The sequence below is a fragment of the Pantoea sp. ACRSC genome (assembly GCF_022346785.1).
In the GTDB taxonomy this organism is placed as follows: Bacteria; Pseudomonadota; Gammaproteobacteria; order Enterobacterales; family Enterobacteriaceae; genus Pantoea; species Pantoea alvi.
Genome location: NZ_JAKRNN010000008.1, coordinates 60,289 through 82,505, shown reverse-complemented (window position 1 = coordinate 82,505; position 22,217 = coordinate 60,289). Strand labels below are relative to the sequence as shown.

Sequence of the window (22,217 nt, the reverse complement as noted above, 5' to 3'; positions counted from 1 at the left end):
GCGCGGTTAAATTCGTTGCTCAGAACATAATCCAGCCACTTATGCTAGCGGGAAGGGTATTTTGGAGAAAAAATTAGGTCTCAGCGCGCTAACCGCGCTGGTGCTCAGCTCAATGCTCGGCGCGGGCGTGTTCAGTTTGCCGCAGAATATGGCGGCGGTGGCGGGTCCGGCCGCCCTGCTGATCGGCTGGCTGATTACCGGCGTCGGCATCCTGTTTCTGTCGCTGGCGATGCTGCTGTTAACCCGGCTGAAGCCGGATCTCGACGGCGGGATCTTTACCTATGCGCGCGCCGGCTTCGGCGAACTGCTCGGCTTCTGCTCCGCCTGGGGCTACTGGCTGTGCGCCGTGATCGCCAACGTCTCCTATCTGGTGATCGTCTTCTCCGCGCTCAGCTTTTTTACCGACACGCCTGACCGCGTAATATTCGGCGACGGCAATACCTGGCAGGCGATGCTTGGCGCGTCGCTGCTGCTGTGGATGGTGCACTTCCTGGTGCTGCGCGGCGTGCAGACCGCGGCTGGCATCAATTTGCTGGCGACGCTCGGTAAGCTGGTGCCGCTGCTGCTGTTCGTGGTGCTGGCGGTAGCGGCCTTCAGTTACGATCGGTTCCAGTTCGACTTTTCCGGCCTGACGCTCGGCAAGCCGCTGTGGGAGCAGGTAAAGCAGACCATGCTGATTACCCTGTGGGTATTTATCGGCGTGGAAGGCGCGGTGGTGGTTTCCGCCCGTGCGCGCCATAAAAAGGATGTTGGCCGCGCCACCCTGCTGGCGGTGCTGGCGGCGCTGCTGGTCTATCTGCTGGTGACGCTGCTGTCGCTCGGCATCGTGCCGCGTGCCGAGCTGGCGCAGATGCGCAACCCCTCCATGGCCGGTCTGATGACGCGCCTGATGGGTCACTGGGGCGACGCAGTCATTGCCGCTGGCCTGATCGTATCGGTGTGCGGCGCCTACCTGAGCTGGACTATTATGGCGGCGGAAGTGCCGTTGATCGCCGCGCAGCAGGGCGCCTTCCCGCGCAGCATTGCGCGTCAGAACCCGCGCGGCGCGCCTGCCGCCTCGCTGTGGTTGACCAACGGCAGCGTGCAGATCTGCCTGATCCTGATCGCCCTGACCCACGCCGACTACAACACGCTGCTGACCATCGCCTCAGAAATGATCCTGGTGCCTTATCTGCTGGTAGGCCTCTACCTGGTGAAGCTGACGCGCGGCAAGGCGCAGCCGCTGGCGCTGGCGGTAGGGATCGGCGCCAGCCTCTACGGACTCTGGCTGCTCTACGCCTCCGGGCCGCTGCATCTGCTGATGTCGGTGGTGCTTTATGCGCCAGGTCTGCTGCTGTTTCTCTTCGCCCGGCGCGGCGGACGCGGTGACGTCTCGCTGACCCAGCTGGAGCGCGTGGCTATTGGCTTACTGATGGCGGCGTCGCTGCCCGCGATGTGGCAGCTGCTGGTTTAGTGCGGCTGACCGGGGATCGCCACGCACAGCAGGTCGTCCTGCTGTGTGAGGCTGAGCGGCTTGCGGTATTCCTGATGGATCGCGTCCAGCTGCTGCGCGGAGAGCGGATAAGGCAGCTGGATATCGAAACGGCTGATGTGCTGCTGTTCGGCAAGGGTGATCAGGCGGGCAATATTGATTTCGTCGCTGACCTGGGTCGAAATGATTTGTAATGCTAATTCTTTCAGATGCTCATCGCTCGCCTGTACACTGCGAGCCGAGGATTTACGCGTCACCATGCCGAAAATCGGCATTACGCCGTAGATAGCGTCAACGAAACTCCAGCGCTTTTTGCAGGAGGCGGAGAGAAAATCACTGTAGTTTAGGCAGATGCGGTCACTGTATACGGCTGAAGCCAGCTCTTTATCAGACACCCTCTCTCTCCCTCTGTTTTTCATTATGGTTCAGAACCTTGCTTAAATGCGCTGTAATGATGGCACATTTTGCCGTGCAGATACCAGTCACGCAGGGATATTTCGTGCGGTGGCATAGTGCTCAGGACCGGGAAAAGCTATGCTGCTCGCCAGGCTTATTTGTCGCAGTGGATTATGAATAAAATCGTTTTTGTTGAAGACGAACCGGAAGTGGGTTCGCTGATTGCAGCCTACCTTGGCCGCCACGATATCGAGGTGATTGTCGAGACGCGCGGCGACCGCGCCGAAGCCGTTATTGCGGCCGAACAGCCGGATCTCGTTATGCTGGATATCATGCTGCCTGGCAAAGACGGCATGACGCTGTGCCGCGATCTGCGCAGCCAGTGGCAGGGCCCGATTGTGCTGCTGACCTCGCTCGACAGCGACATGAACCATATTCTGGCGCTGGAGATGGGCGCGCAGGACTATATTTTGAAAACCACCCCACCCGCGGTGCTGCTGGCGCGGCTACGGCTGCATCTGCGTCAGGCGCAGCAGGGCCAGGGCGACGATGCGCCCGCCCCCGCCACGGCGCAAAAACAGAAGCTGCTGCGCTTTGGCTCACTCACCATCGATGCGCTCAATCGCGAAGTGACGCTGTTCAGCGAGCAGATCGTGCTCTCCACCGCCGACTTCGATCTGCTGTGGGAGCTGGCCACGCACGCCGGACAGATCCTGAATCGCGACGCGCTGCTGAAAACCCTGCGCGGCGTCAGCTACGACGGCATGGATCGCAGCATCGACGTGGCGATTTCCCGCCTGCGTAAAAAGCTGCACGACAGCGCCACCGAGCCTTTCCGCATTAAAACCATCCGCAACAAGGGCTATCTGTTCGCTCCGCAGGCGTGGGATACGCAGGCATGAGAAAACTGTTTATCCAGTTCTATCTGCTGCTCTTTGTCTGCTTCCTGGTGATGGCGCTGCTGGTCGGCCTGGTCTACAAATTCACCGCCGAGCGCGCCGGCAGACAGTCGATGAACGATCTGATGGCAAGCTCGCTCTATCTGATCCGCAGCGAACTGCGCGAAATCCCGCCGCGCGACTGGAATAAAACGATAAAGAGCCTCGATCTCGGCCTGTCGTTCGACCTGCATATTGAGCCGATGAGCAAATATCAGCTCGACGAGCCCGATATGCGTCGGCTGCGCGCCGGCGAGATCGTCGCGCTGGACGATCAGTACACCTTTTTGCAGCATATTCCGCGCAGCCATTACGTCCTCTCCGTCGGCCCGATCCCCTACCTTTTTTACCTGCATCAGATGCGGCTGCTGGATATCGCGCTGCTGGTGTTTATCGGCATGTCGCTGGCGCTGCCGGTCTTTATCTGGATGCGACCGCACTGGAAAGAGATGCAGCGCCTGGAGATTGCGGCGCAGCGCTTTGGCCGCGGCGAGCTGGATGTCCGCACCCACTTCGACAACACCTCCAGCCTGTTTCGCCTGGGGGTCGCCTTTAACCAGATGGCGGAGAATATCAATACGCTGGTGGCGAGCAAGAAGCAGCTGATCGACGGCATCGCCCACGAGCTACGTACGCCGCTGGTGCGCCTGCGCTACCGGCTGGAGATGAGCGATAACCTTACCGCCGGCGAGTCCGCCGCCATCAACCGCGATATCGGCCAGCTGGAGAGTTTGATTGAAGAGCTGCTGACCTATGCGCGACTCGATCGCCCGCGCGTCGATCTCAACCTCACCTCGCTCGACCTGGCGCACTGGCTGCGCGAGCACATTAACGACGTGCGCGACCTCAACCCGCAGATGCAGATAGACCTTGACCTGCCGCAGCGCGAGAACCACGGCGTCTCCGACACGCGCCTGATGGAGCGCGTGCTGGACAACCTGGTCAACAACGCGCTGCGCTACGCCAGCCATCGGCTGCGCGTCAGCCTGTGGTTCGACGGCGCACGGGGCTGTCTGCAGGTGGAAGATGACGGCCCAGGCATTCCGGCCGAGGAGCGCGAGCGCGTCTTCGAGCCCTTTGTTCGCCTCGATCCGAGCCGCGACCGCGCCACCGGCGGCTGCGGCCTTGGACTCGCTATTGTTCACTCTATCGCGCAGGCGCTTGGCGGCCAGGTCAGCATAGAGGGCAGCCCGCTTGGCGGCGCCAGCGTTCGCTTTTGCTGGCCGGTTGATCTACCTTTGCGTGACCCTTCGGCGCGATAAACCTTCACAAGGAGTTTCTGGTGACTACTGCTTATCAACAACTTAGTGCCACTTTCCAGCGGCTCTCCCGTTTCGGCCACCTGATGGCGGTCGCGGGCTGGGACATGCAGACCATGATGCCGTCCGGCGGCAGCCCGGCGCGCGGCGAAGCGCTGGCGGAGATGGGCGTGCTGCGCCATAGCATCCTGACCGATCCCCGCGTCGGCGAGCTGATTCAGGAGGCCGAACAGGCCGACCTTAACGACGTCGAACGCGCCAACCTGCGCGAGATGCAGCGCGCATGGCAGCAGGCGTCGCTGCTGCCCGCCTCGCTGGTAGAGGCGAAATCGCTGGCCGGTTCGCGCTGCGAGCACGCGTGGCGCGAACAGCGTCCGGCAAATGACTGGCAGGGCTTTGCCGCCAACCTGAAAGAGGTGGTGCGCCTGAGCCGCGAAGAGGCGCAGCTGCGCGCGGACGCGAACGGCACCTCGCGCTACGACGCCCTGCTCGATCTCTACGAGCCGGGTATGACCAGCGCGAAGCTGGACGCCACCTTCGGCGAGCTGAAAAGCTGGCTGCCCGATCTGCTGCAGCGCGTGGTGGAGAAGCAGGCGCAGGAGCGCGTCGAACTGCCGCAGGGGCCGTTCGCTGTCGAAGCGCAGCGCCAGCTCGGCCTCAGCGTGATGGCGACCCTGGGCTTCGATTTTCGCCACGGTCGCCTTGACGTCAGCGCCCATCCCTTCTGCGGCGGCGTGCCGGACGATGTACGTATCACCACGCGCTATAACCAGGATGAGTTTCTCAGCGCGCTGATGGGCGTGATCCATGAGACTGGCCATGCGCGCTACGAGCAGGGCCTGCCGCAGCAGTGGCGCGATCAGCCGGTGGGGCTGGCGCGCTCGACCGCCATCCACGAGTCGCAAAGCCTGTTTATGGAGATGCAGCTGGGCCGCAGCCGCGAGTTCCTGCAGCGTATTCTGCCGCAGGTGTGCGACAAGCTCGGCGCGCAGCCGGCGCTGAACGCGGAAAACTTTGTGCGCCTGACGCAGCGCGTCAGGCCCGGCCTGATCCGCGTCGACGCCGATGAGCTGAGCTATCCGGCGCACGTTATTCTGCGTTTCGAGATTGAGCGCGCGCTGATTGAAGGCGAGATCGAGGTCGAGGATATCCCGGCGCTGTGGGATGAGAAGATGATGCACTCTTTAGGGCTGGATACGCGCGGCAACTACCGCGACGGCTGCATGCAGGATATTCACTGGACCGACGGCGCCTTCGGCTACTTCCCCACCTATACGCTGGGCGCCATGTATGCGGCGCAGCTGTTCCAGGCGGTGAAAAAAGCGCTGCCCGATTTAGGCGAACGCCTGCAGCACGGCGAACTGCAGCCGGTATTCGACTGGCTGCAGCAGAACATCTGGCAGCACGGCAGCCGTTTCCCGACCGAGCAGCTGCTGATTAACGCCACCGGCGAAGCGCTGAATCCGCGCTTTTTCCGCCAGCATCTTGAACAACGCTACCTGAATCGTTAGTCTGTGCGGCCCTCGCGGCCGCCCTTTTCCCGCTTTGTACAATCGGTTACACGCCGATACCAAACACCCACGGAAACCGCCTCTCGCATTTTATATAGTCATTTCACCGGCCCCGCAGTGGGCTACACATGAAAAAAATGCTCGAGGAATTTGCAATGAAAAAATTGTTTGCACTGGTCATCGCCGCTGCTATGGGTCTCTCTTCTGTTGCTTTCGCTGCTGAAACCACCGCGGCACCGGCTGCAGCTCCTGCTGCGACCAGCACCACGACCTCTGCTGCGCCGGCTAAAACCGTTCACAAAACCGCGCACAAAAAACACAAAGCCGCTCAGAAAGCTCAGGCTGCTAAAAAGCACCACAAAAAAGCAGTGAAAAAAGAGACTGCGCAGAAAGCGCAGGCCGCTAAAAAGCACCACAAGAAAGCCGCTAAGTCAGAAACTGCACAGAAAGCACAGGCTGCAAAAAAACACCACAAAGTAGCGAAGAAAGCCGCTGCTCCGCAGAAAGCTCAGGCTGCTAAAAAGCATCACAAAGCAACCAAAAAAGCGGCTGCTCCGCAGAAAGCCCAGGCTGCTAAAAAGCACCATAAAGCCGTGAAGAAAGCCGCTGCGAAATAATTAAGGTTGCGCACCTGCGCCTTAAGAAGCGTTGACTAATAAAAACACCCGGTTCTGCCGGGTGTTTCGTTACTGGAGTTGCGGAAATGGTGCGTCGCTATCGTTTTGAAATTATCCTGCTGGTGATGATCCTCTGCGGCGTCATCGCGGCCTTCTTCTTTATTTAGTCGTTGTAGCGTGCTGATTATTCCAATAAATCTCCCTTTTTTACCGCTCACCGACTATAGTTATTGCGCAAGCGTGATGACAATAACCTCTTCTTAAATCTCGCCATTGAGAGACCTATGCGCCTGGCTATTTTGCTGTTGACTGGATTGTTCTGTTTCACCACTCTGGCCCACGCCGACGATGATGACGATGCGCCGAATCCCGATGAAATCAAAATGCTTTTCTTTGGCAAAGATCACCGCAAGGCGATCGGCGATATCACTGCCGCGCCCTGGGACGCCATTGGCCAGCTGGAAACCGAAAGCGGCAATCTCTGCACCGCTACGCTGATCTCCGCCCATCTGGCGCTGACGGCGGGACACTGCCTGCTGACGCCGCCGGGCAAATTCGACAAGCCGGTGGCGCTGCGCTTTATGGCGAGCGACAGCGGCTGGCGCTATGAGATCCACGATATCGACGCGCGCGTCGAGCCGTCGCTGGCGCGCAAGCTGAAGGCGGACGGCGAAGGCTGGATTGTCCCCAGCGACGCCGCGCCGTTTGACTACGGCCTGGTGATCCTGCGCAATCCCCCTTCCGCGATCAACCCGATTCCGCTGTTCGACGGTTCGCGCAGCGATCTCACCGCCGCGCTTAAAGAGGCGGGCCGGAAAGTCACTCAGGCGGGCTATCCCGAAGATCACCTCGATACCCTCTACTCCCACAGCGACTGCCTGATTACCGGCTGGGCGCAGCGCGCCGTGCTGTCGCATCAGTGCGACACGCTGCCGGGCGACAGCGGCTCGCCGCTGCTGTTGAAAAACGAGAATGGCTGGCAGCTGATTGCGGTGCAGAGCTCGGCACCGGCGGCGAAAGATCGCTACCTCGCGGATAACCGCGCTATCGCGGTCACGTCGTTCCGCGACAGGCTGGAAGCGCTGGCGCAATAAAACCAGCAGAAAAGAAAAGGCGCGCAGGCTTTGCCAGCGCGCCTTTTTTATTGCTCAACGTCAGGGTCAGAAGGTGTAGCCCAGGTTGAGAACAAAGCCGTTAATCGACATATCCTTGTCGGCCACGTCGAGACGCGATCCCTCATAGCCGATATCAATCGCCAGATTTTTTGCCGGATTGATCTGCACGCCTGCACCATACATCAGCGACGTTTTCTTCTCGCTGAGCGAGCGGTCGCCCATATATACGTAGCTTCCTTCGTAGTTATACCAACTCTCACGGTAGTCGACTTTATTATAATTAAGGCCGAGCAGGCCATAGAGGCTGATATATTGGTTAACGCGCCACGCCGGGCCGACCGAGAGCGAATAATATTTTACTTTCGCATCACTCTCGAATATATCCATCGAGTCAATCTGGGGGTTATAGCTGCCGCTGCCGCTCATATAGGTCAGCGAGCTAATCAGGCTTAGCGGCGAATCCCACTCATAGCGATACTTAAGGTTAATCCCGCGGATATTCTTGAAATCCTGCACTTTACTTTGTGCATAGCCGAGGGTAACAGTCTGCTGATCGGCAAAGGCGTTTGCGTGTATTCCCAGAGAGACCATAATAAGCGTGGCTAAAACAGACTTTTTCATATTTATCTTCCTTAATTAAATTCAATCATCCAGCGCGCATCTGGCGCCGCCGCTGATTCTAACCAAAAAATGCGGCCAAGGTCGATGCCTGCGTGACAATTTCCTCCGTTTTAATCACGCGAGTAAATAAATTACTGGCGCAGAAGATAGTGGCCCAAAAAAAAGCCGCAGCCTGTTATGCTGCGGCTTAGCAGAGCGCCAGGTAATTACGCCGCGAACTGCTCCATTGTCTGCAGAATACGCTTGTCGGAAACCGGATAGGGCGTACCAAGCTGCTGGGCAAAGTAGCTGATGCGCAGCTCCTCGATCATCCAGCGGATGTCGCGCACATCTTCATCATCCTGACGCTGCGGCGGCAGCTTGTTGCGCCACGTCTGCCAGGCCTGCTCCACCGCCTGCACCTTCAGCATGCGCGCGCGGTCGCTGTGCGGATCGGCCGGCAGTTTTTCCAGCCGCCGCTCAATGCCGTGCAGATAGCGCAGCGTGTCGCCCAGGCGCTTCCAGCCGTTGCCGGTAACAAAGCCGCGATAAACCAGGCCGCCTATCTGCGCCTTGATATCGGAGAGCGCCAGCGCCATGGTCATATCGACGCGCCCTTTCAGCCGCTTGTTGATGTTGAACACGGCGGTGAGGATCTGCTCAACCTGTTTAGCGATCTCCACCACCGTATCGTTCAGCTCGGCGCGCACCTTCTCGTGCAGCTGCTCAAAGTTCTGCTGCTGCCAGGCCGGGCCGCCCGCTTCCGCCATCAGCTTATCGACGCCGCAGGCGATACAGTCGTCGATCAGATCCAGCACCTTGCCGTAGGGGTTGAAGTAGAGCCCCAGCTTGGCTTTGTTCGGCAGCTTCTCATGCAGATATTTTATCGGCGAGGGAATATTGAGCAGCAGCAGGCGACGCTGGCCGCGCCACATCATTTTCTGCTGCTCCTGTTCGCTGTCGAACAGGCGGATTGCCACGCTCTCTTTTTCATCGACCAGCGCTGGCCAGGCCTTGACCTGATAGCCGCCGCGCTTCTGCTCGTAGCTGCGCGGCAGATCGCCGAAGCTCCAGATATGCAGACCGTTCTGCTCCAGCCCGTCATCCGCCACCTTCGACAGCGTCTCCTGCACCTTTTCTTTCAGTTCCGCTTTCAGCGCGCTGAGATCTTTGCCCTCTTTCAGCTTGCGGTTATGTTCATCCACCACGCGGAAAGTCATTTTCAGATGATCGGGCACCTGTTCCCACTGCCAGCTTTCGCGCTCCAGCGTGACGCCGGTCATGCGGCGAAACTCTTTCGCCAGCGCGTCGAGCAGCGGCATCTCCATCGCGGTGACGCGGCCCAGAAAGGCGTCAGCGTAATTGGGTGCAGGCACCAGATTACGGCGCAGCGGCTTCGGCAGCGACTTGATCAGCGCGATAATCAGCTCGCGGCGCACGCCAGGGATCTGCCACTCAAAGCCCTGGTCCTCAACCTGATTAAGCAGCGGCAGCGGAATATGCACCGTGACGCCGTCGGCGTCCGCGCCCGGCTCAAACTGATAGCTGAGCTTCAGCTTGAGGTTGCCCTGATGCCAGAAGTTGGGGTAGTCGAGCTGGCTGACCTTATCCGCGCCCTCTTTGATCAGCATCTGCTTGTCGAAGCTGAGCAGATCGGGGGTGTCGCGGCTCGCCTGCTTCCACCAGCTGTCGAAATGCTTCGCCGATACCACCTGCTGGCCGACGCGCTGGTCATAGAAGTTGAACAGGGTTTCGTCATCCACCAGGATGTCGCGGCGGCGCGATTTATGTTCAAGATCTTCGACTTCGCTGCGCAGCTTTTGGTTGTTGCGGAAGAAGGCGTGGCGAGTCTGCCAGTCGCCTTCCACCAGCGCATGACGGATAAACAGCTCGCGGCTCAGCGTGGGATCGATGCTGCCGTAGTTGACCTTGCGCGCGGCGACGATGGGCAGGCCGTAAAGCGTGACCTTCTCCTGTGCCATTACCGCGCCCTGACCTTTTTCCCAGTGCGGCTCGCTGTAGCTGCGTTTGATTAGGTGCTGCGCCAGCGGCTCGATCCACTCAGGATCGATACGCGCCGCGATGCGTCCCCACAGGCGGCTGGTTTCCACCAGTTCGGCCACCATGGTCCATTTGGGCGGTTTTTTAAACAGCCCGGAGCCGGGGAAGATAGCGAAGCGCGCGTTGCGCGCGCCGGTAAACTCCTGCTTCTCGGCGTCTTTCATGCCGATATGCGACAGCAGGCCGGTCAGCAGCGCGCAGTGTACCTCGCGGAATCCGGCCGGCTCGCTGTTGACCGGGATCCCCAGCTCTCGCACCACCTGGCGCAGCTGGGTATAGATATCCTGCCATTCGCGCACGCGCAGATAGTTAAGGTAATCCCCTTTACACTGGCGGCGGAACTGATTGCCCGACAGCGCCTTCTGCTGCTCGCTCAGGTAGTTCCACAGGTTAACGAAGGCGAGGAAGTCAGACTCTTTGTCGGCGAAGCGGCGATGTTTCTCATCGGCAGCCTGCTGTTTCTCGACCGGCCGCTCGCGCGGATCCTGGATCGACAGTGCCGAGGCGATAATCATTACCTCGCGCACGCAGCCGAACTTCTGCGCCTCCAGCACCATGCGCGCCAGGCGCGGATCCACCGGCAGCTGCGCCAGCTGACGGCCCGACGCGGTCAGCTTGTAGTGACCGCTCTCCTCATTCAGGGTGAGCGCGCCCAGCTCCTCCAGCAGCCGCACGCCATCCTGAATATTGCGCTTATCGGGCGCTTCGACGAAGGGAAACGCGGCGATATCGCCCAGCCCCAGCGCCGTCATCTGCAGGATCACCGAGGCCAGGTTGGTGCGCAGGATCTCCGGGTCGGTAAACGCCGGGCGGCTGAGGAAGTCATCTTCCGAATAGAGACGGATACAGATACCGTCAGAGACGCGGCCGCAGCGCCCTTTACGCTGGTTGGCCGAGGCCTGGGAAATGGGCTCGATTGGCAGGCGCTGCACTTTCGTACGATAGCTGTAGCGGCTGATGCGCGCGGTGCCGGGGTCGATCACATATTTAATGCCGGGCACGGTAAGCGAGGTTTCCGCCACGTTGGTGGCCAGCACAATGCGGCGTCCGCTGTGGGACTGGAAAACCCGGTTCTGCTCGGCGTTCGATAAACGCGCGTAGAGGGGCAAGATTTCGGTATGCGGCAGATCGCGCTTCGCCAGCGCGTCGGCGGTGTCGCGAATTTCGCGTTCGCCGCTCATAAAGATCAGAATATCGCCGCGCCCTTCGTCGCTCAGCTCGTCTACCGCGTCGAAGATCGCCTGCAGCTGATCGCGCTCGCTGTCGTCCGCCTCTTCCACCACCGGCCGGTAGCGTACTTCCACCGGGAAGGTGCGGCCCGAGACCTCAATCACCGGCGCATTATGGAAGTGGCGTGAAAAGCGCTGCGGATCGATGGTCGCCGAGGTGATGATGATTTTCAGGTCGGGACGACGCGGCAGCAGCTCGCGCAGGTAGCCGAGCAGGAAATCGATATTCAGGCTGCGCTCGTGCGCCTCATCGATAATGATGGTGTCATACTGCAGCAGCAGACGATCCTGCTGGATTTCCGCCAGCAGAATACCGTCGGTCATCAGCTTCACCTGGGTGGTGTCGCTGACCTGATCGTTAAAGCGCACTTTATAGCCGATGCAGCCGCCGAGCGAGGTTTCCAGCTCGTCGGCGATGCGGTTGGCGACGGTACGCGCCGCCAGACGGCGCGGCTGGGTATGGCCGATCAGCCCTTTGACCCCGCGGCCGAGCGCCAGACAGATTTTCGGCAGCTGGGTGGTTTTGCCTGAGCCGGTTTCGCCGGCAACGATCACCACCTGATGATCGCGGATCGCCTCGGCAATCTGCTGCTGTTTCTGACTGACGGGCAGATTATCGGGAAAGGTAATTTTTGGCGTCGCGGCGGTACGGGCGGCAACGCGCTGCTCCGCCGTCGCGATCTCCTGGCTGATTTCGTCAGCGATGCCCTGCAGCGCAGCGGGGTTAGCGACTTTGCCGGCGCCGCGCAGGCGGCGCTGGAGACGCTGGCGGTCGCGCAGCATCAGATTGTCGAGTCGCGACCACAGCGGCGCGAGAGGAGAGGAAACCGGTGATGACATAGTAATGGAGTACCTTCTCAGACGGAGCCGCTGCACATCGCAGCGTCCGGTAGCCGGGTTAACCGACTGATTCTAAAAATTGTATTGAGCAAAGAGTAACACATTTTAACACGCCCGGCTGCGCCTTCCATGGCATGCTTATTCAAGAAATTCGAACATAGCTCTCGAAATATTGCGCTTTTACCGCGTCGTTAATGACCGTAGAGTGTAACCCATTGAGCGGGAAGCCTTCCGCGTAACAAACAGGAAACAGCAATGAGCAAAGTATTAGTTCTGAAATCCAGCATCCTCGCAGGTTACTCACAGTCAAGCCAGCTGGCCGATTTCTATGCTGAAGAAGCGAAAGCCAAAGGCGATCAGGTTACCGTTCGCGACCTGGCTGCGGATCCGATTCCGGTACTGGACGGCGAACTGGTCGGCGCGCTGCGCCCGTCAGACGCCCCGCTCTCTCCGCGTCAGCAGGAAGCGCTGGATCTCTCCAACGCGCTGATCGAAGAGCTGCAGGCGCACGACGTAGTCGTCATCGCCGCACCGATGTACAACTTCAACATCCCGACCCAGCTGAAAAACTATTTTGACCTGGTTGCTCGCGCCGGCGTCACCTTCCGCTACACCGAAGCGGGCCCGGAAGGTCTGGTGAAAGGCAAGCGTGCGGTCATTCTCTCCAGCCGCGGCGGCATTCACAAAGATACCCCGAGCGATCTGCTGACGCCGTACGTGAAGCTCTTCCTGGGCTTTATCGGCATCACCGACGTTGAATTCGTTTTCGCCGAAGGCATTGCCTACGGCCCGGAAGTCGCGACCAAAGCAACCGACGACGCGAAAAACGCCATCAAACAGATTGTTTCTGCCTAATCATTATTATTATTCATACTGTGTTTCGCTTGCCAGGCATGATGCCTGGCTTTTTTTATTTCTGCATCCACAGGCCATTCAGGCCGCGTACGTACTCGCCCGCGCCCGCGCGCTCGACCAGCTTTCCGCCAGCGATACGCGCCACCTGATCGGTGGTGAGATTATTTTGCTGCGCGATGCGCTGATACTCCAGGCTGCGTCCGGCGTTGATGCGCTTTACCAGCGCCAGGGTCTCTGCGTCCGACTGGCGCGCGGCGATATAGCCGCTAAAGGTTTCCCCGACCCGGCCCTGAAGGCGCGCCTCATCGAGCGTCAGCGCCAGCGCCGGCTGCGCCGCGCCCATCAGCAGCAGCGCGGCGAGCAGCGGCCTGCGGAGCGCGCGCATCAAAACAGATCGCTCTGATTTTTCAGCAGCGCCTCCACGTCTTTGTCCACTTTGATATGAATTTCATGCTCGATCTTCACATTCATATTGATGGTGATCGGCTCCTTCGGCGCGGCCACCTCGATGCGCGGCACGCAGCCGGTCAGCGGCAGCCCGACGGCCAGCACCAGTAACGCCCTGAGGCTCATGGTTGTTGATCCCTTTTGGTCGGCAGAGTGGCGTTCTGTTCCACCCAGGATTGCAAATTATCGCCAAAACGCAGGCTGCGCCAGAGTTGAAACAGGTTCTGCTGATGGCGGTAGTTGAGATTCACGGTCTGTTTGCGGTTGCTGAAGCGACTGACCCCCTGCACCTGCGCCTGCATGGCGAGGTTGCCGAGGTTGTCGAGATCGATTGTCGCCCAGGAGCGGGAGATCTCCATGTAGCGCAGCCAGTCCATCGCTGCGCCCGCCGCGACGTTGCCCGCGGTAATCGCGTCGGCCATATCTTTGTCCATGCGGAAGGTCAGCGATCCGCTGTTGGCAATCCAGCCGTTCTGCACCAGCCAGCGCGGGTTGTTGACCCACAGCGGCAGCTCGCCGTTGATCCTGCCGGACATGGCGAACTGTTTAGGCTTGAGCGCGGTGACCAGCTTGCTCAGGCTGATATCGCGCAGGCCGATCTTCGCCACCTCGTGCTGCGGCAGGCGCAGCGCGGGCAGCGTCACCTCGCCCCCCAGCAGCGCCATGCTGACCGCCTGCAGCGTGAGCGGCTGAGCCTCGCTCCAGGGATAGTAACCCTGCAGATCGGCGCGAATATCCTGCATGGCGAACTGGTTGGTGATTTCGCCGATGCGCAGCTGCACCGGCCCGCGCACGCCAAACTGCCACTGCTGATCTTTCAGGCGGAACGGCAGCGAGAAGTCGACGCCGTTAATCTGGTTGTCCGGCGTCCAGAGGCTGCCCTGCGACACCGTCCAGTGGCCGCCGGCGCTAAATCCCTCTTTCGCGGCGGCGGAAAACGCCACCTGCGCACGCAGCTCGCCGGCGCGGATTTTCATCTTCAGATCGGGATTAAGCAGCGGCTGAAATACCGTTAAAGACTGTGTTGGCCACCAGGCTTCGCCGCGCAGGCGCTCACCGTCCCAGCGGCCGTGAACGCGCAGCGGCCCGATCGCCTGCGCATGCAGCGATCCGCGCCAGCTAAAGTGGCTGGGATCCTGACCTTTTGCCTCAAAGCTCAGCGAGGAGGCGGGCAGCCGCCCGCCGAAATCGAAGCGCGTCTCTCCCGCGTCGATGCGGAAGCCGCCGTTAAAGGCGGCCCGCTGCGCGTCGCGCTGCCAGTTAACCGGCGCGCTCAGCGTCAGGCGCGGCCGCACCACCTGCGCCATACCGTACTGCATCTGATCGAATCCGGCGTTAAGGCTGTCGAGGTGGATCAGGGTGTCGCGCCAGCCGCCCGCGCCCTGAATAGTCCAGGCGGCGTTAAGCGGCAGCATCTCGCCAGCGCCCCAGTAGCGCCATTTCCACTCGCCCTTATCGGGCCAGAAGTCGTTTGCACGCCCGTCGAGATGGAGCCGAAACTGGCCGAAGCTCGGGTCGTGCGCCTTGAGTATCGCCTGCAGACGGCCGTCGATCCCCTGCGAGGCGAGGCGCACGCCCGCCAGCGGCCAGCGCGCCTCGTCCACCTCCAGCGTGGAGAGGATGCGGCCGCGCAGGCGCAGCAGCGCGCCGGGGCGGAAGCTCAGCTGCGGGTCGAGCAGCGGCCCGCTGAGATCGCCCGGCAGCGCGGCGTAGAGCTGCATCGCCGCCAGCTTGCTTTCCCCGGTAAGGCGCAGCGGCAGCGCGCTGCGGGTCATGCTCAGCCTGCCTGGACCAATATTCAGCACCGCGTTGCCTTTGCCGCCGCGCCCCTGCGTCAGCACGTTGAGGCGGCCGGTTATCTGCGTCTCCTCCAGCCCTTGCCGCCAGTTGTCGAGGCTGAGATCGAGAAAGCCGGAGAGCGTCTGTTCGCCGGTCGGCCAGCGGTAGCGCCCTTTAACGATGCGGATCTGCCGCGCGTCTGCCTGCCACGGCAGCATCAGCAGCGGCTGACCGTCGCCGGTGGCGTAGAGCTCGAGCTTGCCCTGCTGCTGCTGCCAGTCGAGCGTCAGCCGCAGCGGTTCCCCGGCGTATTGCAGCGCGCCCTCCAGCTGACCGCTAACCGGCAGCCCGTTGGCGAACTCGGGCAGCGCGAACTGACCATGAAGCGTAACGGGCTGCGGCAGCGCATTATGACGTAGCGTCAGCTGCTCTACGCTGAGCTGCTGCCCCTGCAGGCTGGCGTCGATATTGAGGTTGTCGCCGCGATAGCGCAGCGTCTGTTTAGCCGGGGTGAGGCTGAGGTCGAAGCGTCCGGCGTACTGCTGCCAGGGCGCAATCGTAAGGTTATCGAGCTGGATATCGGCGCCGGGTAACAGCTGCTGCCACTGCGCGAGACTTTTCGGCGTGCCGGGCTGCTCGCTTTGCGGCAGCTGCTGCAGGCAGTCGCTGTCGATGGTCACCTGGCGCGCGGCGAGGTGCCAGCGCTGGTCATGCCAGCCGAGCGAAGCCTGCTCGACGCTCGCCAGCGCGCAGTTGCCCGCCAGGTAGCGCACCTGAGGAAACCAGAGGCCGCCGTTGCGCCAGCGCGGCGCGCCTTCCAGCACGATGCGCGTGTCCGCCGGCAGCCAGATGCCGGCCAGTCGCGGCAGCCATTGGGTAACGGTGAGCAGCAGCCCCAGCACCAGCAGCGTCAGCGCCAGTAATGCAGCGAGTAGTCGGCGGAAACTCCGCGGCATGGCAGCACTATTCCTTTTCCTGACAGAATCCTGACGCAGATGATGGCACGTAATTGGCCAGAGTTGAAGGCGCGCCGCTGACGGCAGCAAAATTCACAATAAAACGTTATGCTGTGTGGATACCCGAATGCAGGAGCGTAACGATGAAAATCGCGGTTTACAGCACGAAGCACTATGACCAGAAGTATCTCGATCACGTTAACGAAGGCTACCGGTTCGATCTGGTGTACTTTGACTTTTTACTGACGGAAGCGACGGCGAAAAACGCCGTTGACTGCGACGCCGTCTGCATTTTCGTCAACGACGACGCCAGCCGTCCGGTGCTGGAGGAGCTGGCGGCGCTGGGCGTGAAGTATATCGCGCTGCGCTGCGCCGGTTTTAACAACGTCGATTTAGCCGCGGCGGCGGAGCTGGGCCTGAAGGTGGTGCGCGTGCCCGCCTATTCGCCGGAAGCGGTGGCGGAACATACGGTCGGTATGATGATGACGCTTAACCGCCGCATTCATCGCGCTTATCAGCGCACGCGCGACGCCAACTTTTCCCTCGACGGCTTAACCGGCTTTAATATGCACGGCAAAACCGCGGGCGTGGTCGGCACCGGCAAGATCGGTGTGGCGACGATGCGTATTCTGAAAGGGTTCGGTATGCGTCTGCTGGCGTTCGATCCCTACCCGAGCGCACAGGCGCTGGAGCTGGGCGCAGAGTATGTCGATTTAAAAACCCTGTTCACCGAATCTGACGTGATTACGCTGCACTGCCCGCTGACGCCGGAGAACCATCATCTGCTGAACGCCAGCGCCTTTAGCCAGATGAAAGACGGGGTGATGATTATCAACACCAGCCGCGGCGGACTGATCGATTCTCAGGCGGCGATTGACGCGCTGAAACAGCAGAAAATCGGCTCGCTCGGCATGGACGTCTACGAGAATGAGCGCGATCTGTTCTTTGAAGATAAGTCTAACGACGTGATTCAGGACGACGTGTTCCGTCGGCTCTCCGCCTGCCACAACGTGCTGTTTACCGGCCATCAGGCGTTTCTGACCGCTGAGGCGCTGACGGCGATTTCGGAAACGACGTTGTCCAATCTCAGCCAGCTTGAAAAGGGCGAAACCTGCCCGAATCAGCTCTCCGCCTCAGCCTGACGGGCGTTGCCGTCGAGAAGCGTCTGCTGTGCCAGTAGCGGGCGCAGTTGCCAACTAAAAGCGCCTGTTGTGGTATCAGCGGGCGCAGTTGCCGCCTATTAGCGCCTGTTCGTCGCAGCGGCGTCCGTTTGCCAGCTGGCACATGCCGATGCGCGTGCCGTCCAGCTGGTGAGAAAATGCCAGCGTGCCGCCTGCGCCGGCGCAGTTGCTTTCCGCCAGCGACGACATAATGACGTGAGGCTGGATATGCGCTGCGGTAGCCTGTTGGGGCGGTTCGTTATCGCTGCTGCTGCTGCATGCCGAGAGCAGCAGCGCGGCACCGGCCAGCAGAAAGGTGGCTGCTTTCATCAGTCGGACTCCGGGAGTGTCAGGGTTAAAGGCCGCTCAAGCATAAGACAGGCATCGCGGTCGGTCGAGAGGCGACACAGCTTTTTACAAAATTTTCTCTGTGACTTTGCAAGCAGAATAGTCCTGTTTCGCTGCGCTAAGGATGGTTATCCGCCCTCTCTGGCGCGGCTCGCCTGCTCAGGCAGCGCTGCGGCGTCACCCGCCATATAAGTGACAATGTCACGATTTTTTTAATCGACGCTGCCTGCTTTGCGCAGCGCGGCGGCGGTGCGCACTTTTACTGCCCAGTCAGTGCCCACAGCCTTTACATCCGCCGCAGCCGCCCTCTTTTACCGGCTGCAGAGCGGGCTGCAAATTGATGCCCAGATGGCGTAACAGCGTAACCGCCGCCATGCCCGTCGCGGCGATGGCCGCCACGCAGAGCAGGCTAAACCCGGGATGCTGGGTAAAGGTGCCGATCTGGTAAATCAGCGTTGCGGCGCCATAGGCCATCAGCGTTCCCCAAATCAGCGCGAACCACATCCACTGTCGCCCCGCCTCCTTCGCCAGCGCGCCCATAACCGAAACGCAAGGCACATAGAGCAGCACAAAAACCAGATAGCTATAGGCCGCCAGCGAGCTGCCGAACATCGTCTGCATAATGCCCACCGCGCCCTGGCTCATCTCGCCGTCTCCTTTGCTGGCCTCCACCGGGTTAAAGAGCGTTTGCGGGCTGAGCGCCGCTTTCAGGTTCTGCCAGGTCTCATCCAGCGCCGAGGCGAAAACTGCCGTCAGGCCCGGCGCGGGCGCAGCGTCTGGCGCATTTTGCGGCTCCGCCATATAGAGCGCATTCAGGGTGCCGACCACGCTCTCTTTCGCCATGGCGCCAGTCACCAGCCCCACCGTCGCCTGCCAGTTGTCGGGCTGAATCCCCATCGGCGTAAACAGCGGCGTCAGGTAGCGGCTGGCCGAGGCCAGTACGGAGTCATCAACGCGCTGCGCCAGATGGCCGCTGGCGGTCAGGTTAGAAAGCAGGCTAATTGCCACGCAGGCGGCGACGATCACCGCACCCGCGCGGATCACGAAGGCGTGCAGACGAAACCAGGTCTGCAGCAGCAGGCTACGCATCACCGGCACATGCCAGAGCGGCAGCTCCATAATCGCGCAGGATGAATCGCCCTTCAGCAGGGTATGCTTCAGCACCAGGCCGGTGAGCACCGCCGCCGCGATGCCGAGCAGATAGAGCGAAAAAATCGCCCCAGCGCCAGCACTGCCGAAAAAGGCGCCGGAAAAAACGGCGAATATCGCCAGCCGGGCGCCGCAGGACATAAAGGGCGCCATCAGCATCGTCATCAGCCGCTCGCGCTCGGTTTCCAGCGTGCGCGCGCCCATCACCGCCGGCACGTTGCAGCCAAAGCCGACGATGAGCGGCACGAAAGATTTCCCCGGCAGCCCTAGCCAGCGCATCAGGCGATCGACCACAAAGGCGGCGCGCGCCATATAGCCCGACTCCTCCAGCAGCGTCAGAAAAAAGAACATCAGCGCCAGCTGCGGCACCAGCGGCAGAACGGTGGTAATGCCGCCGCCAATGCCCTGCGCCAGAAAGGAGGTGAGCCAGTCGGGAAAGTGAAGCGCCGCGCAGAGCTGCGCAGTGCCGTCAACAAACAGCGCCGCAGAGCCCTTGTCAAACACCGGCTGCAGCGCGCCGCCGATATTGATAGAGAAGAAGAACATCAGGTACATCACCCCTAAAAACAGGGGAAAACCGAGCCAGCGATGGAGAAACAGATTATCCAGCGCGCGCGTCAGCCGATGGGCGCGATGCGACCCACGATCGCAGGCGGCCTGACAGATGGCGCTGATGCGCGCCAGCCGCGCTTCCGCGTCAAGCTCCGCTCGGTTCAGCAGCAGATCCGCTGGTGGCGCGGCGGCGACGCTATCGATAGCCGCCAGCAGCGCCGTCACGCCTTCCGCGGTCGAGGCGGACATCAGCACCACCGGACAACCCAGCTGCGCGGCCAGCGCATCACTGTCCAGCGCGACGCCGCACGATCTGGCGACGTCGGCCATATTGAGCACCACAATCATCGGCAGGTTCAGCTCGCGCAGCTGCAGGGTAAGCCAGAGGCTCTTTTCCAGGCTGGAGGCGTCAACCACATTGATCAGCACGTCCGCCTGGCCGCTCATCACGTAGCTGCAGGTAACGCGCTCGTCGGCGGAGAGGCCATCTCCGGGCTGCACCTTTTCGAGGGAGTAGATACCGGGCAGATCGATCAGGGTCACGCTGGCTTCGCCGGTGGCAAAGGTGCCCTGCTTGCGCTCAACGGTGACGCCAGGCCAGTTGCCGGTGCGCTGGCGCAGCCCGGTGAGTAAATTGAACAGCGTGGTTTTACCGGCGTTGGGATTGCCCGCCAGCACGGCACTGATACGCTTCATGCCTGCTCGCCTCCGTCAATCGCCTCAAGGCGCAGCATCGCCAGGTCGGCTTTACGTAGCGCATAGCTGCTGTGGCGAAGGCGCACTTCCGCCGGGTCACCCAGCGGCGCGAATCTGACAATATCGATCACCGCGCCAGGCACCAAGCCCAGCGATAAAAATTTGCGACGGAAAAGCTCGGACAGGTCGTTCCTGAACCCTGTAATACGCCATTGACTCCCGGGTTTTATCAGCATGATCTCATCTCCGATATTTCTGTGGCGCAACTATGCAATTGCGAACAATTATCGTTATTGATGTAGATCGTTTTAACCGCAAGAAGCGAGCAAAAATGGCGAGATTAACGCGGGATCGCTATGCCCAATACTTCGCCGCCCCTGGCGGCTAGCGAAGCGCAAGCGCGCAGAGGGGTCTTGTCAACATTTGTTGCGCAGCCGCCAGTCCAGCCAGCTATCCAGCTCGCGATCGGGCAGCGGTCTGGCATAGAAATAGCCCTGCGCCTGGTCGCAGCCGTAGTCGCTCAGCATCCCGGCCACGTCTTCACTCTCTATGCCCTCCGCCAGCACGACATAGTCCAGCTCTTTCAGCATGGTGATGATATTGCGCGCGATAATGCGTGACGCCGTGTCGGAGGCGAGGCCGCTGATTAACGAGCGGTCCAGCTTAATCACGTCCAGCGGCATGCGGCGCAGATAGCTGATATTGCTGTAGCCGGTGCCAAAGTCATCTAACGAGATGCCGAAGCCGCGCAGCTTGAGCATCTCCAGGCCGCGCAGCGCGGCCGGGCTTTCAATCAGGCGTTCAGTTTCAAGGCACTCCACGCCCAGCAGCGCGTTAGGCAGCCTGACTTTCAGCATCTTATCTTCCAGCATGTCGGCAAAACCGGGGCGCGCGAAGTCATGCAGGCTGACGTTAACGGATATCGGCAGCTGAATGCAGTGGTTTCGCAGCCGGGCCATGCGGGCAATGACGCGGTCGATCACCCAGGCGTTCAGCTCGGACAGCAGCTCGGTCTGCTCCGCCAGCGGCACAAAAGCCGAGGGCGACAGCTCGCCCAGCTGCGGATGACGCCAGCGGATCAGCGCCTCAAGCCCGACCGGCGCGCCGCTCTGCAGGCAAATCTTAGGCTGGTAGGCCAGATAGAGCCCCTCATCGTTTCGCAACGCCGAGGCGAGTTCATACATCAGGTTAAAATCGCGCGTGCGGCGCACATCTTCCGCCGCGCTATAGGTGCGGGTCGGCACGCCGCTGCCGATCGCCTCATGCAGCGCGCTGATGCCGCGACGCAATATCTCCTGCGCCGACGACGCCACGGCCGTAAAGTCCGCTTCGCCGGTAAAGGTATTCAGCGTCACCGACAGCCCCTCTCCCAGATCCGCGCTGATGCCCTCCATGCGATTCGCCACCCAGGCTGCGCTGATTAAGCTGCTCTCGCTGGTCAGCAGCGCAAACCGGCCGGTGGCCACGGTGTAGAGCAGATCGCCCTGCCCGAGGCGCAGGCGCAGCGGCAAAAGCGTGGCGACATCCTTAAGCAATCCCTCAACCGGCACCATTCCCATCGAGCGCGCCAGCTCGTAGGCGCGCGGCATATCGATGCAGTCAATAAGGATCAGCCGTCGGGGCAGCGTGTCGCCGCTTGCCGTAAGGTAATGCAGATCGCGGATAAGGCGCTGGCGGTTAGGCAGCCCGGTTACCGGATCGACAAACCCGGCGGAGTGCCAGGCCTCAAGAAAGGAGATCACCAGGGCAGCCATCAGCGTCAGCGCGGTTAACTGATCGGCGCTCAGCAGATGCGGCTCGCCGTCGGTCACGCAGAGCGTGCCGAGTATATGGCCGGTGCGGCTTTTCAGCGGCACGCCTGCATAGAAACGAATATGGGGATCGCCGATAACGAACCTGTGATTAACGAAGCGCTCATCCTGCCAGGTATCCGGCACCACCATCGGCGCCGCGGAGTCAATCACATAGCGGCAGAGCGAATCTTCACGCGTCGAGAATTTCAGCGCAAAGTTGCGCGCCGCTCTGACGTACTGAAATTCATCGTCAACGATGGAGATAAAGCAGCCGGGAATACCCAGCGCCTGGCTCGCCAGCCGAACGAACTTTTCAAGAACGCCATCGCGACTCTCGTCGGGCTCGCGCAGCGCGTCTAGCGCGCGCTGCCGACTCTCATCGTCACTGGAAGTTGTGTGCATGGTTCCTCCGGTCCGCCCCAGATCTGGAACGAACGGAAATAAA

The 22,217-nt window shown here is 60.9% G+C and carries 18 protein-coding genes; 8 read left to right on the top strand and 10 right to left on the bottom strand.

The features are described from left to right. The first annotated feature begins 61 nt into the window (after positions 1 to 61). Complete coding sequence (locus MHZ97_RS10210) at positions 62 to 1,453, top strand: basic amino acid/polyamine antiporter (RefSeq protein WP_103795839.1); 1,392 nt, start codon at positions 62 to 64, stop codon at positions 1,451 to 1,453. On the opposite strand, the gene MHZ97_RS10205 is transcribed toward MHZ97_RS10210, so the two are convergent. Further along, the gene (locus MHZ97_RS10205; protein ID WP_103795840.1) at positions 1,450 to 1,866 is read right to left on the bottom strand and encodes a hypothetical protein; all 417 of its coding nucleotides are present in this window, start codon (positions 1,864 to 1,866) and stop codon (positions 1,450 to 1,452) included. The two genes, MHZ97_RS10210 and MHZ97_RS10205, sit on opposite strands and share 4 nt — an antisense overlap. A 174-nt stretch (positions 1,867 to 2,040) precedes the next feature. Here MHZ97_RS10205 and rstA point away from each other — a divergent pair, with 174 nt between their 5' ends. The 5 genes from rstA (at position 2,041) to MHZ97_RS10180 (ending at position 7,286) form a co-directional block, all read left to right on the top strand. Beyond that, entirely contained in the window at positions 2,041 to 2,769 is a 729-nt protein-coding gene (rstA, locus tag MHZ97_RS10200; protein WP_103795841.1) for a two-component system response regulator RstA, read from the top strand. Further along, positions 2,766 to 4,067, top strand: coding sequence for a two-component system sensor histidine kinase RstB (rstB, locus tag MHZ97_RS10195; protein WP_103795842.1), 1,302 nt, complete (start codon positions 2,766 to 2,768; stop codon positions 4,065 to 4,067). The genes rstA and rstB overlap by 4 nt, the downstream gene beginning before the upstream one ends. A gap of 20 nt (positions 4,068 to 4,087) precedes the next feature. Then, complete coding sequence (locus MHZ97_RS10190; protein WP_239314479.1) at positions 4,088 to 5,575, top strand: carboxypeptidase M32; 1,488 nt, start codon at positions 4,088 to 4,090, stop codon at positions 5,573 to 5,575. A 155-nt stretch (positions 5,576 to 5,730) separates the two neighbouring features. Continuing rightward, positions 5,731 to 6,192 carry an acid resistance repetitive basic protein Asr gene (asr, locus tag MHZ97_RS10185; RefSeq protein WP_103795900.1) on the top strand — a complete coding sequence of 154 codons (462 nt, stop codon included), beginning with the start codon at positions 5,731 to 5,733 and terminating at the stop codon, positions 6,190 to 6,192. A gap of 284 nt (positions 6,193 to 6,476) precedes the next feature. Further along, positions 6,477 to 7,286, top strand: coding sequence for a serine protease (locus tag MHZ97_RS10180; RefSeq protein WP_103795844.1), 810 nt, complete (start codon positions 6,477 to 6,479; stop codon positions 7,284 to 7,286). Positions 7,287 to 7,352: 66 nt separating this feature from the next. On the opposite strand, the gene MHZ97_RS10175 is transcribed toward MHZ97_RS10180, so the two are convergent. Both MHZ97_RS10175 and hrpA read right to left on the bottom strand, forming a co-directional pair. Beyond that, complete coding sequence (locus MHZ97_RS10175; RefSeq protein ID WP_239314480.1) at positions 7,353 to 7,928, bottom strand: Ail/Lom family outer membrane beta-barrel protein; 576 nt, start codon at positions 7,926 to 7,928, stop codon at positions 7,353 to 7,355. 206 nt (positions 7,929 to 8,134) lie between these two features. Next, on the bottom strand, positions 8,135 to 12,037 hold the full coding sequence (hrpA, locus tag MHZ97_RS10170; protein ID WP_103795846.1) for an ATP-dependent RNA helicase HrpA: 3,903 nt from the start codon (positions 12,035 to 12,037) through the stop codon (positions 8,135 to 8,137). Between the two features lie 255 nt (positions 12,038 to 12,292). Here hrpA and MHZ97_RS10165 point away from each other — a divergent pair, with 255 nt between their 5' ends. After that, positions 12,293 to 12,892, top strand: a complete 600-nt coding sequence (locus MHZ97_RS10165; RefSeq protein ID WP_103795847.1) for an FMN-dependent NADH-azoreductase — start codon at positions 12,293 to 12,295, stop codon at positions 12,890 to 12,892. A gap of 55 nt (positions 12,893 to 12,947) precedes the next feature. Here MHZ97_RS10165 and MHZ97_RS10160 read toward each other — a convergent pair whose 3' ends face one another. From MHZ97_RS10160 to MHZ97_RS10150, 3 genes are read right to left on the bottom strand one after another with little or no spacing between them, the layout of a single operon-like run. Further along, a complete protein-coding gene (locus tag MHZ97_RS10160; protein WP_103795848.1) occupies positions 12,948 to 13,277 on the bottom strand; it encodes a YdbL family protein in 330 nt (109 codons plus the stop codon). Next, positions 13,277 to 13,465 (bottom strand): YnbE family lipoprotein, encoded by a 189-nt coding sequence (locus MHZ97_RS10155; RefSeq protein ID WP_033747068.1) that lies wholly within the window; start codon positions 13,463 to 13,465, stop codon positions 13,277 to 13,279. Before MHZ97_RS10155 ends, MHZ97_RS10160 begins: the two co-directional genes overlap by 1 nt. Continuing rightward, complete coding sequence (locus tag MHZ97_RS10150; protein ID WP_239314481.1) at positions 13,462 to 16,074, bottom strand: YdbH family protein; 2,613 nt, start codon at positions 16,072 to 16,074, stop codon at positions 13,462 to 13,464. The genes MHZ97_RS10155 and MHZ97_RS10150 overlap by 4 nt, the downstream gene beginning before the upstream one ends. Before the next feature lie 143 nt (positions 16,075 to 16,217). On the opposite strand from MHZ97_RS10150, the gene MHZ97_RS10145 reads away from it, so the two are divergent. Continuing rightward, positions 16,218 to 17,216 carry a 2-hydroxyacid dehydrogenase gene (locus tag MHZ97_RS10145; protein ID WP_103795850.1) on the top strand — a complete coding sequence of 333 codons (999 nt, stop codon included), beginning with the start codon at positions 16,218 to 16,220 and terminating at the stop codon, positions 17,214 to 17,216. A gap of 75 nt (positions 17,217 to 17,291) precedes the next feature. Here MHZ97_RS10145 and MHZ97_RS10140 read toward each other — a convergent pair whose 3' ends face one another. The 4 genes from MHZ97_RS10140 to MHZ97_RS10125 form a co-directional block, all read right to left on the bottom strand. Then, positions 17,292 to 17,564, bottom strand: coding sequence for a DUF333 domain-containing protein (locus tag MHZ97_RS10140; protein ID WP_103795851.1), 273 nt, complete (start codon positions 17,562 to 17,564; stop codon positions 17,292 to 17,294). A 288-nt stretch (positions 17,565 to 17,852) separates the two neighbouring features. Then, positions 17,853 to 19,979 carry a Fe(2+) transporter permease subunit FeoB gene (gene feoB / locus MHZ97_RS10135; RefSeq protein WP_239314482.1) on the bottom strand — a complete coding sequence of 709 codons (2,127 nt, stop codon included), beginning with the start codon at positions 19,977 to 19,979 and terminating at the stop codon, positions 17,853 to 17,855. After that, entirely contained in the window at positions 19,976 to 20,215 is a 240-nt protein-coding gene (locus tag MHZ97_RS10130; RefSeq protein WP_239314483.1) for a FeoA domain-containing protein, read from the bottom strand. The genes feoB and MHZ97_RS10130 overlap by 4 nt, the downstream gene beginning before the upstream one ends. Positions 20,216 to 20,395: 180 nt before the next feature. Continuing rightward, positions 20,396 to 22,174, bottom strand: coding sequence for a sensor domain-containing phosphodiesterase (locus tag MHZ97_RS10125; protein WP_239314484.1), 1,779 nt, complete (start codon positions 22,172 to 22,174; stop codon positions 20,396 to 20,398). Between the last annotated feature and the right edge of the window lie 43 nt (positions 22,175 to 22,217).

Bases quoted from the DNA above. Each gene is read 5' to 3' on its own strand.
- rstA (WP_103795841.1), top strand. From the start codon at position 2,041: ATGAATAAAATCGTTTTTGTTGAAGACGAACCGGAAGTGGGTTCGCTG.
- rstB (WP_103795842.1), top strand. From the start codon at position 2,766: ATGAGAAAACTGTTTATCCAGTTCTATCTGCTGCTCTTTGTCTGCTTC.
- asr (WP_103795900.1), top strand. From the start codon at position 5,731: ATGAAAAAATTGTTTGCACTGGTCATCGCCGCTGCTATGGGTCTCTCT.
- MHZ97_RS10180 (WP_103795844.1), top strand. From the start codon at position 6,477: ATGCGCCTGGCTATTTTGCTGTTGACTGGATTGTTCTGTTTCACCACT.
- MHZ97_RS10175 (WP_239314480.1), bottom strand. From the start codon at position 7,928: ATGAAAAAGTCTGTTTTAGCCACGCTTATTATGGTCTCTCTGGGAATA.
- hrpA (WP_103795846.1), bottom strand. From the start codon at position 12,037: ATGTCATCACCGGTTTCCTCTCCTCTCGCGCCGCTGTGGTCGCGACTC.
- MHZ97_RS10165 (WP_103795847.1), top strand. From the start codon at position 12,293: ATGAGCAAAGTATTAGTTCTGAAATCCAGCATCCTCGCAGGTTACTCA.
- MHZ97_RS10160 (WP_103795848.1), bottom strand. From the start codon at position 13,277: ATGCGCGCGCTCCGCAGGCCGCTGCTCGCCGCGCTGCTGCTGATGGGC.
- MHZ97_RS10155 (WP_033747068.1), bottom strand. From the start codon at position 13,465: ATGAGCCTCAGGGCGTTACTGGTGCTGGCCGTCGGGCTGCCGCTGACC.
- MHZ97_RS10150 (WP_239314481.1), bottom strand. From the start codon at position 16,074: ATGCCGCGGAGTTTCCGCCGACTACTCGCTGCATTACTGGCGCTGACG.
- MHZ97_RS10145 (WP_103795850.1), top strand. From the start codon at position 16,218: ATGAAAATCGCGGTTTACAGCACGAAGCACTATGACCAGAAGTATCTC.
- MHZ97_RS10140 (WP_103795851.1), bottom strand. From the start codon at position 17,564: ATGAAAGCAGCCACCTTTCTGCTGGCCGGTGCCGCGCTGCTGCTCTCG.
- feoB (WP_239314482.1), bottom strand. From the start codon at position 19,979: ATGAAGCGTATCAGTGCCGTGCTGGCGGGCAATCCCAACGCCGGTAAA.
- MHZ97_RS10130 (WP_239314483.1), bottom strand. From the start codon at position 20,215: ATGCTGATAAAACCCGGGAGTCAATGGCGTATTACAGGGTTCAGGAAC.
- MHZ97_RS10125 (WP_239314484.1), bottom strand. From the start codon at position 22,174: ATGCACACAACTTCCAGTGACGATGAGAGTCGGCAGCGCGCGCTAGAC.